The organism is Lacibacter sp. H407, from assembly GCF_037892605.1.
Lineage (GTDB): Bacteria > Bacteroidota > Bacteroidia > Chitinophagales > Chitinophagaceae > Lacibacter.
The window spans coordinates 2,907,255-2,921,469 of record NZ_JBBKTU010000001.1 but is presented as its reverse complement, the minus strand read 5'-3'; the positions used below and the strand labels follow the sequence as shown (position 1 = coordinate 2,921,469).

Sequence of the window (14,215 nt, the reverse complement as noted above, 5' to 3'; positions counted from 1 at the left end):
CGATGAGCCGCTACCTCGCCGAAAGTACTATTGAAGATGCCGCTATTGAATGGCTTACCGCCATCAATGGTTACAGCTATTCACATGGAGCAGACATTCACCGTCCACTCACCAAAGTAGTGCTCGAAGATCGGTTGGAGCAGTTCCTGCAAAAACGCTACAGCCATGTACCCGCCAAATTACTCACCGAGGTAAAACAGGAATTCCTGTATAACAAAGGCACCGATCTGCAATACCGCAATCATGATTTTCATAAGAAGTTAAGTAAGGGAATTAGCAAGAACTGGAAAGACAATGCAGGCAAACAATACTTTGAACACTTCTACCCTGTTGATTATGACAATTGGCAGAACAATGATTTTCTGGTGGTTAACCAGTTCAGCATCGAAGGCCGTAACAAACGCCGTCCCGATCTGCTGATTTTTATTAATGGGTTGCCGCTTGTGTTGTTTGAATTTAAAAACATGTTTGATGCTGAGGCAACGGTGGAAAATGCATTTAACCAGGTGCAGCATTACATCGAAGATATTCCGGCCCTGTTCGAATACAATGCACTTACCATCATCAGCGATGGGGCCACTACCCTGCATGGTATGTACAGCAGCGGTTTCGAATGGTTTGCTGCATGGAAAAGTACCGATGGCATTAATACCGTAAGTAACGATTTTGCATTAGATACACTCATTAACGGTTTGCTGTTGCCGCAACGTTTGCTGCAATACATCCGCTTTTATATTTTTCACGAACCCGATAAAGGAAAGCTTATTAAGAAAGGTGCCAAGTATCACCAGTTTTTCGGGATACAGTTTGCACTGGAGCAAACAAAAGCATCGATCCGTCCGGTAGGCGATGGTAAGATCGGTGTCATCTGGCATACCACCCGCAGTGGTAAGAGTATTACCATGGCTATTTACACGGGTATCCTGCGACAATTACCCGAATTAAAAAATCCAACCATTGTCGTTCAGGTCGATCGCTTTGATCTCAACAAACAACTGTACGAAGATTTTGTAGCAGCCAAAGATTTAGTAGGCGATGTGCAGCTAGCCAGCAGTGCCGATGATTTACGTAAACTCTTAAGTGCCGATGGTGGCGGTGTGATTTTTAGCACCATTGAAAAGTTCCGGTTAAAAGAAACGGAAGATGGGAAGGAAGCAAAACACCCGGAGCTGAGTACAAGAGAAAATATTATTGTAATTGCCGATGAATGTCACCGTACACAATATGGTTTGCTGCAGGGCTTTGCACGCAACCTGCGTAATGCGTTGCCCAATGCATCGTTCATTGGTTTTACCGGCACACCGGTTGACAGTAAGGATGCTGATACCGAAGCTGTGTTTGGTGAGATCATTCACCGGTACGATATTAAACAGGCAACGGAAGACAAAGCTGTTGTACCTATTTATTACGAACCACGCTTGGCAAAACTGCATTTAGCCAATACCAACATTGAAGAAGAAGCCGAAGAAATTACCGAAGGCTTAACCGATAACCAGAAGAACAAAGTTTTGTGGGCTGCTGCTGAAGATGCAGCAGGTGCAGCGGAACGTGTAGAGGAAGTGGCAACAGACATCTTGAAACATTACCTGCAACGCATCAGCACACTCGAAGGCAAGGCCATGATTGTGTGTATGAGTCGCCGTAACTGTGTAAAAATGTATGATGCTATTACTGCATTGGAAGGTTGCCCTGAAGTGGCGGTGATCATGACCACCAATATTGCCAAAGATCCGGTGGCATGGAAACCGCATGTACGCACCAAAGAAGCCATGGAAGCGGTGAAGGCACGGTTTAAAGATCCGGATGATGCATTGAAGATTGTGATCGTAAGGGATATGTGGCTTACAGGTTTTGATAATCCTGCTTTGCATACAATGTATGTTGATAAGATCATGAATGGTCATAACCTCATACAGGCCATTAACCGTGTAAGTACCGTGTTTCGAGATAAGCCCAGTGGTTTGATTGTAGATTATATCGGCATTGGTGACAACCTGAGTGCAGCCACTAAAAAATATACGGGCAGTGGTGGCAGTGGTGATGTTACTATCCCTGTACAGGAAGCGTTTGACATGGCGAAGGATGAAATTGCTGCCTTAAAAGCATTGCTGCCTGCAGGTACCGATTACAGCAGGTGGATGAGTATGAGTAATGGTGATCAATTGCGTTTGATCAGCACCGTGGTGAATAGTATTGTTGCCGAAGAAGAACGGAGCAAAGATTTCCTGTTGTTCGAAAAACGTTTGAGTGGACTGGCGCCGATTATTAAAAGTCATGATGAAATAGAAGAGATTACACTCGATATTATTTTCTTCCAGCACGTAGGTGCTGCAGTGCGTAAGATCAAATACCCTGTTACCAATATAAGGCAGAAAGAAGGACAGATCAAAGAACTCATTCACCGCAGCATTGAAAGCGAAGCAGTGGTGGATGTATTTGCCATGGCCGGTATTCCGAAGTTTGATATTTCGATTATCAATGATGATTTCCTGGCAGCAGCGAAAGAAAAGAAAAGCGGTAATGAACTGAAGCTGGAACTGATCCGCCAAATCATTAACAACGAAATAAAAGTACGTGCCAACAGCAACCTCATTAAATACCGTAAGCTGAAAGAATCGGTCGAAAAGATCATTAACGATTACCACAATCATTTCTTTGACAGCTTGGTTGCACTGCAAAAACTCCGTGAAGTGGCAGGTGAAATGCAGGATGAAGATAACCGCCGCAAACAACTTGGCTTTACTGAAGAGGAAGAAGCCTTTTATGAAATACTGGCCAAGCACAAAACAGCCATCAGCGATTTCTCGTTGATACAGGAGCTGGTAAAAGAAATTACCGCCAATATTAAAAAGAACTTACAGATCGATTGGTATAAAAAGCCCGATGCTAAAGCACAGATATTACTGGCCGTAAAACGCAGCTTGCTGAAGAAAGGTGTAAGCCAGGAGTTGAAGGATATCTTGGATGAGATTATGGAACAGGCGGAGGCAAGGTATAAGGAATGGTTTGGGGAGGAAGAGGTGGCGTAGAGAGATGTAACTCAATTTAAATAACCCTAATAAACCTTCATTACAATGCGGCATAATTATCTTTTGCTGATACTATTATTTGTTTTGCAGATTGCCTGCACGAATAACACTACAGCTACTGAAGAGGAAGAAAAGAAATTCGCCATTGAAGGACAAACAGAAAACGGTTTTGAAGATGGAAGTTACTGCGCAGAAGTTTCGTATTACAACGCCAAAACAGGTACAACAAACAAATACACATTAAAAGTAGATGTTGATTACAACAAAGTAGAAAAGATTTATTTCGGAAATGGAGGATGGCTTGATAGTGATCACATGACACCAAAAGAGCTTGACTCTGATGGTGAATGTAAATTGTTTAGCGATGCTGGTGCACAGTATTGGGTTAAAATAACAGGCCGCTCCTGTTCTCACTATGATGATTTCACAGCAGAGGATATAAATTCGGGTATAACAATGGAACAATGTGCATACAAAATCAACATGACGGAACAAGAAATTACAGATTACGAAAGCCGGTTCAACAAAAAGAGAACAGACCCATATACCGAAGAAATGTGTGAACTTTTAAAAAATTACATGCAAAAAAGAAGGCAACTTCTTTCAGAAAGTGAAGCGTTTGAACGGGAAGTAGATGAAGGATATATTCAGGGAGTTTACAGAAAAGGAGAAGGTGACTATTATTATTGTCATCACGCAATCGTAAAAAAATATGGTCAATTTTATTTACTTGAAGGCATAAGTTCTCAAGCCTGTACAATGGGTTTGATGCAATTTGATCACACCACTAGTCAATGGCAGGAGGTATTGGTGAAAGAAAACCCTCAATACATGGATTTAAAGGTGTTCAAAATGAGGGTGATTTCATATGGTGCTACAAAAGAAGAATTGCTGAGCCAAATCGAAATGATCTGTGGAAAATAATAATAAACTTTATGACAGAAAAGAAATTACACCGCATCGGAAGAATTGACCAAATTGTAAGGGACTATTTTGAAAAGAATAAGTCTGTCACGGAAATTCTATCAAAAGAGCTAATGCCCCTTTTTATTGAGAAGGATATCTTTACTAAAGATCACCGGGAAGGCTTGCCAATCAGAAATTTACTGAGAGACTTAGATGCAGAAAACAAACTTAATTTATTGAAGCATGTGAAAGTCATCCGGAATGCCGTTAACCGGAACTGGTATTTTTCCAGAAAATGAAATAAAGTCATCAGAACGGATACCCAAATTGAAGTAAGAGATGGCATTTGCTTGAAGAAAACCTTAAATGTAGCTTCTGCTTATTAAAACCACCTGCACATACAAATCAAATAACTATGCAGCAATTCTTTGATGAAATTACAGATTTCTTTTCTGGCAAAAGCAAAGCTCCAGCCAATCCTGATCCTGCACATAATGTTTTATTATTACAGGAAACAAGAAAGAAAATAGAAACAGGCATTTTAACCAGACTGCTGAAGCGGCCTACTGTCTACATTTTTGAAATAGCATCATACATAACCAGTCTAATCCTGTTTGTTCTTGCCATTTATATTTGGGGACGAGTAGACAACATCTTTGATACAATTGATACCATTAATTTTTTCAACCGTCTGTTTAACGACGGTAACCTGTTGGTAGACGACTACAACTGGATCAGCTATTGTTTACTGTTTGTTTTGCTTCTGCCGTCAGTTATTTGTTTTCTATTGGCAAGGCTTTTTACAAAATCAAGAAAACGCACAGCCATATTCATAGAAGTAGAAAATATGATTGATCGTATTATTTATAATTTGAAAGGATAATCTGTTACCCGTATGTGAGTGATCAATTTTAAATAACAAACAACTCCATTCAATGAGAAAAACATCTGAACTCAAATTTCTTCGTACAATAAAAACCGGCAAAGGATTAATTAAACTGATCAATAGTCTTAAGACGATCAGAAGAAGAGAGAAAGTAAAAGGTAAAAAGCGCTCTTCACTTACTAAAAAGCAGCGTGAGTTAATTCTTTCAAAAACAGATTCCCGTTGTCATATGTGTGGAGTAAAAGTAGACATTACAAATTTCCAGGCTGATCATGTGCAGTCGCATAGTTCTGGCGGCACTCATGCAGAAAATAATTATTTACCCAGTTGCTTTACCTGTAACAATTACCGCTGGCATTATTCATCAGAAGAAATACAGATCATTTTAAAGCTGGGTGTTTGGCTAAAAACAAAAATTACCAGTGATGCTGAAGCTGGTAAAGAACTTGCCAACCAGTTTGTAAAACACGAGATGAGTGTACGCAAACGGAAGAAGGCAAAGAACGAGAAGAAAAAATAAGTATTGCAACCCTTCAATAGTATAACTAAAAATCCCCGAGGTCGGCTAAGGCCAGACCTCGGGGCGGCAGATAGTATAGGGTGCAGGTAAAGAGCTGGTGCAGTATAAAGAAAATGAGGAGATAACGATGGTAGCGGAGGGGTAAAAAGAAAGTTGCCAACCTTTCACGGTTGGCAACTTCGCTTATACAACAATTATCAATTTATTATACTATTGCAATTTTAAGCTATACATTTCCCTAACAAGCTAAAATACTTGGTTGGACAAATCTGAAACACATCATTGTTTTCCTGAGATTGTCTTTACAACTTGACCTGGCGTTAACATTATACCGAAATAGAATTTTGGTTTATATTCCTTTTGGGAATACTTTCTTAAATAATCTAAAGATGCGTCAATGCCAACAGGCAAATCCTTTTGATCAATTGGCGTTGCAAAAAAAGCCATTCCTACACCAACTGTTATTTCCTTTGTTAAAGCAAAACTTAAACCTCCGAACAATGATTCAAGTGGATCACTAGACAACTTTACTCCACCAAAAACACCTATTCGTTCTGCAATATTTGTTTCTTTATTCTTAGACCACAATGGTTCCAGCCTATTATAATCACGGCCCCAAGGAATAAATTCAAACATTAAAGAAAAATTTGATTTCCATTCATTTGCTTTTACACTATCTGTTTTTATAGTTAGCTCTTGATTTGAATTAAGACTGAAATTTTTCCTGTCAACATATTGAGCGCCTATTCCTATGCGTATCCCTAGGTACTTTTTTTCATAAACTTTTTGAACTGGAATATCTTTATATTCCGTTGATGTGACCTTTATTTCATATGGCGCCTTAATTTTTTTATTATTTAGATAAACAAATGAAACTCCGATTTTCTCAGCAGAATAGTCATTTTCTAATTTACAATCATTTACAGCATTTAAGTATCCTAACGAATTAGGCATGGCTATGTCAAGAGATTTTGCAAGATTGTATAAATCCGATAGCTCAGTTTGAAAAGAGGTTGGCTTTAAATCTACTTCCACGTTTGATTTTGCTAGTAAAGTTTCATTTCCAACAAATACAAGCAAAACATTTTTGCTGTTTAACAAATAATCATCCCAATCCCCCTCATTATTTTGAAGCACCATTGTTGAAACACTATTTATGAAAACAAATTTATTTGTAACCAAATCAAACCTTTTAGTTAAGCTATCCATTTCCTCATTTTTGCCTTTTATTTGTTTTTCATATTTTTCTTTTATTGCAAACAATACTTTTATTGAATTTGCAGTACTTGGCTCTCCAGATTTTACTTTGCCACTCTTGATTTCAGTTTCTATTTCGTTAATTTTTGTCTCAATTTCATCCAAGGCTGCAATTAACTCATTATTTTTTATGCATACTTTATTAAAATCCTCTTTTATTTTTTTCATCTCAGTTTCATTTCCAAATAACCTTTTCAGCTCCAAAGGCTGAAAATACAAAATGATAGCATCTAGCTTTTTGCCCAACCCACCGTCGAGCAGATTTCTTACATCACCGGGCACCTTGGGATCTTGAAGCAACTTCTTCACAAAATCATACGAATTATTTTTATCAGAAAATGGCTGTTTGTTTTTATGATCTTCTTCCTTTAATGGCAATTTTTTATTATAGGCAAACTGTATAAATTCCTCCATTGTAATTTGCACTGAAGATTTGTGTTTTATAAATGACTCCTGAGCCTTTACATTTGAAAATAAAAATAAAAGAGCTACTGCTACTATCTTTTTCATTTTTTAGTTATTTATATAGTTGATTAATTCCGAAAATGTCTGTCTCCGTTAATGTGTTTTGCATACCTACAGTTTTGCATTGGAGCTTAGAGATAGAAACCTTACCTCTTGACGCAAAATCGGTAGCTTTGTAATGCATGATCGAATTACAATCATAATTAGTCCCATATGTGCTTGCATTATTGTTTACAATTGAAAATTGTGCAGTATCCTCATAAGGGATATTCTCATACCTAATTTTAATATACTTATCCCTATCCGGTCTGCTATGCTCATGCCATAGCCCAATCGCATGACAAAGTTCATGTACGATTTTATTAATTTCTGCTTCCTCAGGCAAAAACAGTTGTTGAGCACCTTTTTGGCGGCCTACTGCCGAAGCATACCCATTTGATTTTGTAACTACTAAATATGAATCCTGACTACCAGAAAAAATCTTAAATCTAACTTTAGTTTTTTCAAACTGTACAAATGCCTGAGAGAGTCGATTTAAAATATCTGTTTCGTCAAATGAATTATCGATTGCATAATAAACCTCGGCGGACTTCCAAAGTAAATGAGGTTGTAAAATTGCCAAGCTTTCGATTTGATCAATTCCAAAAAACTTATTATTTATCATATTCATCGTACCTGATTTCCCAAGAATTATATCACCTTGAAAAACCTCAAAAGAATCTATTTCCTTGTAGGAGATATTAACTAACACCTTATTTGTATCAGTCTGAGTAGAATTCAAAACAAGAAAGCCTTTGAGATTTTCTTTGTTTTCGTGCCATTTTTTTGAAATCACTAAACCAGAAACTTCGTTGGTAAGTTTGTTTATTTTAAATGTAAATACACAAACCAAAATTAGGCTTATGAGGGTCGTAACAACTATGTACGTAAATAGATTATTCTTCATTGCTTTAATCACAATTTGATCCAACAGTATTAGATTTTCTTGCTTTGACTGATTTGAATATTTATAACTTTTTTGGCTAGTTTTTTTAGGAACTAGCAGACAATGAAGTTTCGTCAACTTCTTTTTGTTTATGTAGGAAATTCATATCGATGCAGGTTTTGGTTTAAGTGATTCAACTGTATTAACAGTTGCGGCTTTCAGGCAGGAAGTGGAATTGGGTAGTTTAAAAAGGAGATTGGAAGAGATCAGGATTAAATCAAAAATCGAAAACGAAATTTATATTAACAATAGTAGAAATACGTTTTCAGTGCAAAACAACAAATTTTCGTTGCTGCTGCAATACCCCAAAAGGAGTAATTTTTATAAAAACTAACGGTCGCTAATATCCTGCACAAAGCTTGTTGAATGTTTTTGCAGCAACGAATGCAATTTCATCATCAATACAAAACCGTTACTGCCGTTTCTGTTTTGCCTGCATCAAAAATGCAGTGTATGTAGTTGTAAGAAAAGGTGAAAAAGCACAAACGGGTACGGGAAAATTCCCGTACCCGTTTGTGAACGTATCAGCTAAACAAAACCGAAAGCGTAAATCAAGCACTGGGTCTCGTTTTACGCTTTTGCAAATGTGATACGCTATCTTCTTCGTTTAACATTATCAATTAAAAAGGCTGCCGGTGAGGGCAGCCTTTTTGCATAGTAGAAATTGTATTCGTTTAATCGAACAAATCATTCAGCCAATGTTTCTTATGATGCTTGTATGGATGTTTATCGTGTTGTTTATAATCGTTATTGTAGTTACTGTTGGGTTGCGGGTTTACGGGAGCGCTGTTGCGTTCATTGGCAATACCACGTTCAATGATCTTATCGAGTTCGCCCCTGTCGAGCCAGATACCTCTGCAGGTGGGGCAATAATCAATTTCAATACCTTGTCGTTCCGACATTACAAGATCAACAGTTGTACATACAGGACATTTCATACTTCGTATTTTTTATGAATGAACAATCGCTGCAAATTTACTGCTTCTGCTGTTTTCAACATCAATGATCAGCGGCGAAACAACAGCAAATGCAGTTATAATCCTGTTAATTCCTTCTCTTCATTCAAAGAAACCTGTTTACAAACAAAACTGTTAAACGGACTCTTCAAAAAAATTGAAACCGTTTAACAGTTTGCTTCAGCATGTTGCTGATTAAGAACTGATGCGCACAAATGATCTATTACTGAAAACAAAAAAACATACGTAACATTTTGCTCAACAACCAATGCTGTAAAAAGATGCTGTTGTTGCGCATGTCCTGTTTAAACATCGGTCACTACATTTTTTCATCCCGCTTTTTTGTTGCTTCTTCCTGCGATTCTTCATCGTTCTCCTGTACTTTCTCTTTTACACTTTGTACAAGTGAAGAAATGGGGCCTTTCATTTCCTCCTGCGGATCTGTTGTATGCAGTGTTTCCGGATCGGGCTGCACAGCAGATGATTCTTCATCGGCTATGTGTTTCTTTTTTTCCTGTTCCATAAACTTTGTTTTAGAACTACAATCGTTCAAATACCGAGCCACAGGCTGCGTACTGCACCAATGAAAAAAACGAGCACAAGATTCTTTGGCACAGTTTTCAATACATATAGCTGTCAAACAATTTTTAACACCTAAACAAATAATATCATGGACAAACTGGAAGTAAAAGGAAAGCTGCAGGAGTGGAAAGGAAAACTCAAACAGAAATATGCCGAATTAACGGAAGATGATTTACTGTATGAAGAGGGAAAAGATGAAGAATGGCTGGGTAAAATTGTGAACAAAACGGGGCAGGCAAAAGATGACCTGGTGAAATGGTTGAAAGACCTTGGGTAAAAATGATCATTCAGTGTTATAAGAAAGCGGATCTTTTAAAAGATCCGCTTTTGTATTGAAGTACATGTTGCATTTATTATCATCAAATAAAGCAGCAACAGTGCAGCTGCAATAAACATGTTGTTTAAACAGGGATCAGCTCGGGCATTTCGATCGACGCATCAACGTACATTACTTTAAAATCGCTGGCACGTATGCCCGTTACTTTCTTAAACTGCGATGAGAGATGCGCCACACTGCTGTAATTCATTTTATAGGCAATTTCACTAAGCGTGAGCTGTTCTGAGATCAACAGCATTTTTACTTTCCTGATCTTTTCTGTAATTACAAACTGCTCAATGGGTATTCCATTGATCTTCTTAAAAATATTTGCCAGGTAAGTATAACTGTAGTTTAACCGGTTGCTCAAATAGGTTGATAACTTTTCAAGCAATGGTTCGTTGCTGTAGTGTACAATTTCGAATATTACATGCTTGATCTTTTGAACGATCAGTTCATCGTTTGTGTACACTAATGCAAGCCCCGTTTTTTTCAAAGCTGTATCTAATTGCTCCAGTTCATCTTCAGTAAGATGTTGGTTGAGTACAATCTCTCCCACTTGTACCGACTTCGGTTCAAAGCCCAACTCTTCCAGTATTTCATGGATCACAATGATACATCGCTGACAGATCATGTTTTTTACTTTCAATAGCATAGGCGATATTTTTTTGTAACCGGCTTAAGAACCGTGCCATTCTTTTTTTAGATTAAATTAACGGCTTCTATCTGTTTGAAAAACAGTCAACAAGGGACAGGTAACCCATATCCGCCTGTTTATCTTTAACACAATTGTGACCGAAACGGGCAGATGTGACATGCATTTGAGATCACCGTGTAAACATTCAATACATGCAAATGATGAAGCAAATGCAACCTGCGTTGACCATGTTTTTTGCTCTGTTTTTTGTATCAGAAAATACGCCAACCGGTAATTAAACACATACTGATTCCTATTCGAAACGAACTGACATATTAAAAAAAGAGACACGGCAATCAGGCTCAAAGGCTTTTATGCATTATATTGTCGTTTCGTTTCACCAACCCAATACAAATTGCATGGAAGATTTTATCCAATCAGCAAACGCTGTTATCTGGAGCGATGCGCTCATCTATTTATTATTACTCTTAGGTGTCTATTTTTCTGTTCGCATGCGTTTTTTTCAGGTACGTCTCATCAAAGACATGGTAAAGCTGCTGATGGAAAGCGATAAATCAAAAGCAGGTATCTCTTCGTTTCAGGCATTGGCTGTTTCATTATCTGGCCGTGTAGGTACAGGTAATATTGCAGGTGTGGCAACCGCTATTTTTATTGGCGGACCCGGAGCTGTGTTCTGGATGTGGGCCGTTGCGTTTCTCGGATCAGGTTCAGCATTTGTTGAATCGGCATTGGGACAAATTTATAAACGCAAAGAAAAAGGCGAGTATCGTGGTGGTCCTGCGTTTTATATTGAAAAAGGTTTTAAGAATAAAAAGATCGGAAAGATTTATGCCATAGTATTTGCAATTGCGACCGTGCTGGCAACAGGTTTGTTGCTGCCGGGTGTACAATCGAACAGTATCGCTTCGTCTGTAAAAAATGCATTTGTAATTGATCACATGTACACCGCCATTTTACTGGTGGTGTTGCTGGGGCTCATCATTTTTGGTGGTATTAAAGCCATTGCAAATGTGGCGCAGTATGTAGTACCGTTTATGGCCATTGCTTATGTACTTCTTGCAGTGATCATTCTTGTGATGAACTATTCACGTATCCCTGAAATATTCGGGCTTATTATTTCCAGTGCATTTGGTGCCAAAGCAACCTTTGCAGGTATTGTGGGTGCAATGATTTCCATTGGAGTAAAACGTGGTGTGTACAGTAACGAAGCCGGTCAGGGTACCGGCCCCCACCCCGCTGCTGCTGCTGAAGTAACGCATCCTGCCAAGCAAGGTTTGGTGCAGGCGTTTTCTGTTTACATTGATACCTTGTTTGTTTGTTCTGCCACTGCTTTCATGATCTTAATAACGGGCATGTATAATGTAAAAGGTCCTGGTAAAGATGAACTGCTGGTTGATAACGGTGTATACTACACGCAGGATGGTGTAAAGCATGTGGAGGGAAGTGCTACTTACACACAGGCCGCTATTGACAAAGCCTTCAGCAGTAAAGAAACATTCGATGAAAATTATGTTGGCAGCGGAAGCTACTTTGTTGCCATTGCATTGTTCTTCTTTGCCTTTACTACGTTAATGGCTTACTATTATATTGCTGAAACAAATGTTGCTTATCTCACACAAAATAAAGGAGCGCCAGTGTTGATGTTCCTGCTGAAGATGGGTATACTGGCAGCTGTGTTTTTTGGTTGTGTACGAACGGCGAAAATTGCATGGGACCTTGGTGATATGGGTGTTGGTATTATGGCCTGGCTGAATGTAATTGCCATCATCATTCTGCAAAAACCGGCGTTGCTTTCATTGAAAGATTATGAAAAACAAAAAGCAGAAGGAAAAGATCCTGTGTTTGACCCTGTTGCATTGGGTATTAAAAATGCTGACTTCTGGGAATTTGAATACGGAAAAGAAGCGGCTGCAACTAAAAAATAATACGGCTTTCATTTACAGTACATCGCTCCGTTGTTCGCTTTTACAACGGAGCGATTTTTTATTAGTGACTTTACTTAGCAAAGAGCTTCAGTTGAAATATTTCCTGATGTTTACTTGCATCAGCATTTGCTGTATTGTTATTGCTTAATGATTTGTCCGTCGCCAAGGATCACCAGATTTTCCTGCGCCGGATTTCCTTTGTAGTAGATGCGGCTGTTTCCTGCTGCTGTTGCAGTAAACCATTGCAATATATGCAGTTTAATGGTTGACTGACTGTTGGCCACTGCTGTTGCTTTGATGACAGGTGTTTGCCAGGCATCAATTGTTGCTGCACCTGCTGTTTCAGCTTTCAGTTCACCTGCAATACCACTCACAGTTATTTCGGATAGACTGGAAGCACGTAATTGAAACACAGGCGCATTCATTTTTAAATACAGTTTGCTTTCGCCGCTCGTTTCTACAAGTACCGGTACCGTTTCGGTAAACCCTTCCACAGTAACCGTACTTTCGCCGGCAAACACCATGTCTTGCAACGAAGGCATAGTGATGTTGATTGTTCCTCTCTTTCGCCACATTCTAAAATCAGGATACTCGATCAGGAGCAGTTGATCGAATACCTGTACATCAAGTTCAGCAAGGTCTCGTTCACTACCGGTAATGCGTACACTATAATCGGCTCCCTGTACAATATGTATATCAAACTCACCGGCTATTTCCACTTTATGGAAATTATGTACGTCCGGTTCTTTTGTGATGGTTGTAAAGCGATCTTTTTTGCAGGATGAAACGAATATGCCAAGTAGAACAAGCAGATAAAAATAAATTTGCTTTTGTACCATGATGATGAGGTTTAAAATAAGTTGCAAATATGAAGAATGAACAGCAGCCGGGCAATCACATAAACGTGTGAATAGAAATAAATGATCTTATCGAACTGTGTTTTCAATTTCAATCGCAGGAAACAGTTACATTGCTTTTTCATATATCAAATTCTTACTATCTTTTCGGTACAAAACCAAAGTTGTATGAGCGACTCTAATCCAAACGACCGCTATCTCATTTCATTTCTCACCTTGCGCAGGCTGGTAGGTATTTTAGGAATGACCTTGCCTTTTGCATTACTCATTGGTTATTTTCTTTTTGAGAAAGGATGCAAGTTTCCACCCAGCATCAGTCATTTCTACTATACTGATATGGGCAATGTGTTTGTGGGCATTCTCTGTGCGGTAGCATTATTTTTATTCACCTACAATGGCTACGACAAGCGGGATATGATCGCCGCAAAACTGGCAGGCAGCTTTGCAATGATCGTAGCAATGTTTCCCACAAATTTTGGCGACTATACACCCGATGAATGCAGCCGTATTACACAAGGCACCAATACATTTGCTAATGCCATGCATTATGGCGGTGCGGTGTTACTGTTTTCTACGTTTGCTTATTTTTCGTTGGTACTGTTTACCAAATCAAAACAGAAAGGAGCCATCAAAGGCGAAAAGAAAACACGCAATACCATTTACAAAATATGCGGTTGGGTAATACTTGTTTGCATTGTGGCCATTGCGTTGATCGGCGTAGTACCCGGTTGGTACCAGGCATTGAAACATTTGAAACCAACCTATGTATTAGAAACAATTGCGTTGTTGGCGTTTGGTTACTCGTGGTTAATTAAAGGAGAAACATTTTTTAAAGATGAGTAACAACCATTGTTTCTTAATGCGTTGATACCA

The 14,215-nt window shown here is 38.6% G+C and carries 14 protein-coding genes; 8 read left to right on the top strand and 6 right to left on the bottom strand.

Annotated elements, in window-relative coordinates; translation table 11 throughout:
- Positions 1-2: 2 nt before the first annotated feature.
- The 5 genes from WG989_RS12615 to WG989_RS12595 all read left to right on the top strand — a co-directional run bounded on the left by WG989_RS12615 (position 3) and on the right by WG989_RS12595 (position 5,341).
- Positions 3-3,029 carry a type I restriction endonuclease subunit R gene (locus WG989_RS12615; protein WP_340429857.1) on the top strand — a complete coding sequence of 1,009 codons (3,027 nt, stop codon included), beginning with the start codon at positions 3-5 and terminating at the stop codon, positions 3,027-3,029.
- Between the two features lie 45 nt (positions 3,030-3,074).
- Positions 3,075-3,953: a hypothetical protein gene (locus tag WG989_RS12610; RefSeq protein ID WP_340429855.1), complete on the top strand. Its 879-nt coding sequence runs from the start codon at positions 3,075-3,077 to the stop codon at positions 3,951-3,953.
- Between the two features lie 11 nt (positions 3,954-3,964).
- Positions 3,965-4,234 carry a hypothetical protein gene (locus WG989_RS12605; RefSeq protein ID WP_340429854.1) on the top strand — a complete coding sequence of 90 codons (270 nt, stop codon included), beginning with the start codon at positions 3,965-3,967 and terminating at the stop codon, positions 4,232-4,234.
- 116 nt (positions 4,235-4,350) lie between these two features.
- Positions 4,351-4,818 carry a hypothetical protein gene (locus WG989_RS12600; protein WP_340429853.1) on the top strand — a complete coding sequence of 156 codons (468 nt, stop codon included), beginning with the start codon at positions 4,351-4,353 and terminating at the stop codon, positions 4,816-4,818.
- Positions 4,819-4,870: 52 nt separating this feature from the next.
- Positions 4,871-5,341: an HNH endonuclease gene (locus tag WG989_RS12595; RefSeq protein ID WP_340429851.1), complete on the top strand. Its 471-nt coding sequence runs from the start codon at positions 4,871-4,873 to the stop codon at positions 5,339-5,341.
- 279 nt (positions 5,342-5,620) lie between these two features.
- On the opposite strand, the gene WG989_RS12590 is transcribed toward WG989_RS12595, so the two are convergent.
- The 4 genes from WG989_RS12590 to WG989_RS12575 all read right to left on the bottom strand — a co-directional run bounded on the left by WG989_RS12590 (position 5,621) and on the right by WG989_RS12575 (position 9,527).
- Positions 5,621-7,108: a hypothetical protein gene (locus WG989_RS12590; RefSeq protein WP_340429850.1), complete on the bottom strand. Its 1,488-nt coding sequence runs from the start codon at positions 7,106-7,108 to the stop codon at positions 5,621-5,623.
- 7 nt (positions 7,109-7,115) lie between these two features.
- The gene (locus WG989_RS12585) at positions 7,116-8,126 is read right to left on the bottom strand and encodes a M12 family metallopeptidase (RefSeq protein ID WP_340429848.1); all 1,011 of its coding nucleotides are present in this window, start codon (positions 8,124-8,126) and stop codon (positions 7,116-7,118) included.
- A 596-nt stretch (positions 8,127-8,722) separates the two neighbouring features.
- Positions 8,723-8,986, bottom strand: coding sequence for a TFIIB-type zinc ribbon-containing protein (locus WG989_RS12580; protein ID WP_340429846.1), 264 nt, complete (start codon positions 8,984-8,986; stop codon positions 8,723-8,725).
- Positions 8,987-9,323: 337 nt separating this feature from the next.
- Positions 9,324-9,527 (bottom strand): hypothetical protein, encoded by a 204-nt coding sequence (locus tag WG989_RS12575; RefSeq protein WP_340429844.1) that lies wholly within the window; start codon positions 9,525-9,527, stop codon positions 9,324-9,326.
- A 147-nt stretch (positions 9,528-9,674) separates the two neighbouring features.
- On the opposite strand from WG989_RS12575, the gene WG989_RS12570 reads away from it, so the two are divergent.
- Positions 9,675-9,863, top strand: coding sequence for a CsbD family protein (locus WG989_RS12570; RefSeq protein ID WP_340429841.1), 189 nt, complete (start codon positions 9,675-9,677; stop codon positions 9,861-9,863).
- Positions 9,864-9,987: 124 nt separating this feature from the next.
- On the opposite strand, the gene WG989_RS12565 is transcribed toward WG989_RS12570, so the two are convergent.
- Positions 9,988-10,557, bottom strand: a complete 570-nt coding sequence (locus tag WG989_RS12565) for a helix-turn-helix domain-containing protein (protein WP_340429839.1) — start codon at positions 10,555-10,557, stop codon at positions 9,988-9,990.
- A 401-nt stretch (positions 10,558-10,958) separates the two neighbouring features.
- Here WG989_RS12565 and WG989_RS12560 point away from each other — a divergent pair, with 401 nt between their 5' ends.
- Positions 10,959-12,485, top strand: a complete 1,527-nt coding sequence (locus WG989_RS12560; RefSeq protein WP_340429837.1) for an alanine/glycine:cation symporter family protein — start codon at positions 10,959-10,961, stop codon at positions 12,483-12,485.
- Positions 12,486-12,622: 137 nt separating this feature from the next.
- Here the strand turns inward: WG989_RS12560 and WG989_RS12555 are convergent, their stop codons facing one another.
- Positions 12,623-13,324 (bottom strand): GIN domain-containing protein, encoded by a 702-nt coding sequence (locus tag WG989_RS12555; protein ID WP_340429836.1) that lies wholly within the window; start codon positions 13,322-13,324, stop codon positions 12,623-12,625.
- A 186-nt stretch (positions 13,325-13,510) separates the two neighbouring features.
- On the opposite strand from WG989_RS12555, the gene WG989_RS12550 reads away from it, so the two are divergent.
- Positions 13,511-14,185: a hypothetical protein gene (locus WG989_RS12550; protein WP_340429835.1), complete on the top strand. Its 675-nt coding sequence runs from the start codon at positions 13,511-13,513 to the stop codon at positions 14,183-14,185.
- Positions 14,186-14,215: the final 30 nt, after the last annotated feature.

What these genes read in the sequence shown, in the direction of transcription:
- WG989_RS12615 (WP_340429857.1), top strand. Translation starts at nt 3, where the DNA reads ATGAGCCGCTACCTCGCCGAAAGTACTATTGAAGATGCCGCTATTGAA.
- WG989_RS12610 (WP_340429855.1), top strand. Translation starts at nt 3,075, where the DNA reads ATGCGGCATAATTATCTTTTGCTGATACTATTATTTGTTTTGCAGATT.
- WG989_RS12605 (WP_340429854.1), top strand. Translation starts at nt 3,965, where the DNA reads ATGACAGAAAAGAAATTACACCGCATCGGAAGAATTGACCAAATTGTA.
- WG989_RS12600 (WP_340429853.1), top strand. Translation starts at nt 4,351, where the DNA reads ATGCAGCAATTCTTTGATGAAATTACAGATTTCTTTTCTGGCAAAAGC.
- WG989_RS12595 (WP_340429851.1), top strand. Translation starts at nt 4,871, where the DNA reads ATGAGAAAAACATCTGAACTCAAATTTCTTCGTACAATAAAAACCGGC.
- WG989_RS12590 (WP_340429850.1), bottom strand. Translation starts at nt 7,108, where the DNA reads ATGAAAAAGATAGTAGCAGTAGCTCTTTTATTTTTATTTTCAAATGTA.
- WG989_RS12580 (WP_340429846.1), bottom strand. Translation starts at nt 8,986, where the DNA reads ATGAAATGTCCTGTATGTACAACTGTTGATCTTGTAATGTCGGAACGA.
- WG989_RS12575 (WP_340429844.1), bottom strand. Translation starts at nt 9,527, where the DNA reads ATGGAACAGGAAAAAAAGAAACACATAGCCGATGAAGAATCATCTGCT.
- WG989_RS12570 (WP_340429841.1), top strand. Translation starts at nt 9,675, where the DNA reads ATGGACAAACTGGAAGTAAAAGGAAAGCTGCAGGAGTGGAAAGGAAAA.
- WG989_RS12565 (WP_340429839.1), bottom strand. Translation starts at nt 10,557, where the DNA reads ATGCTATTGAAAGTAAAAAACATGATCTGTCAGCGATGTATCATTGTG.
- WG989_RS12560 (WP_340429837.1), top strand. Translation starts at nt 10,959, where the DNA reads ATGGAAGATTTTATCCAATCAGCAAACGCTGTTATCTGGAGCGATGCG.
- WG989_RS12555 (WP_340429836.1), bottom strand. Translation starts at nt 13,324, where the DNA reads ATGGTACAAAAGCAAATTTATTTTTATCTGCTTGTTCTACTTGGCATA.
- WG989_RS12550 (WP_340429835.1), top strand. Translation starts at nt 13,511, where the DNA reads ATGAGCGACTCTAATCCAAACGACCGCTATCTCATTTCATTTCTCACC.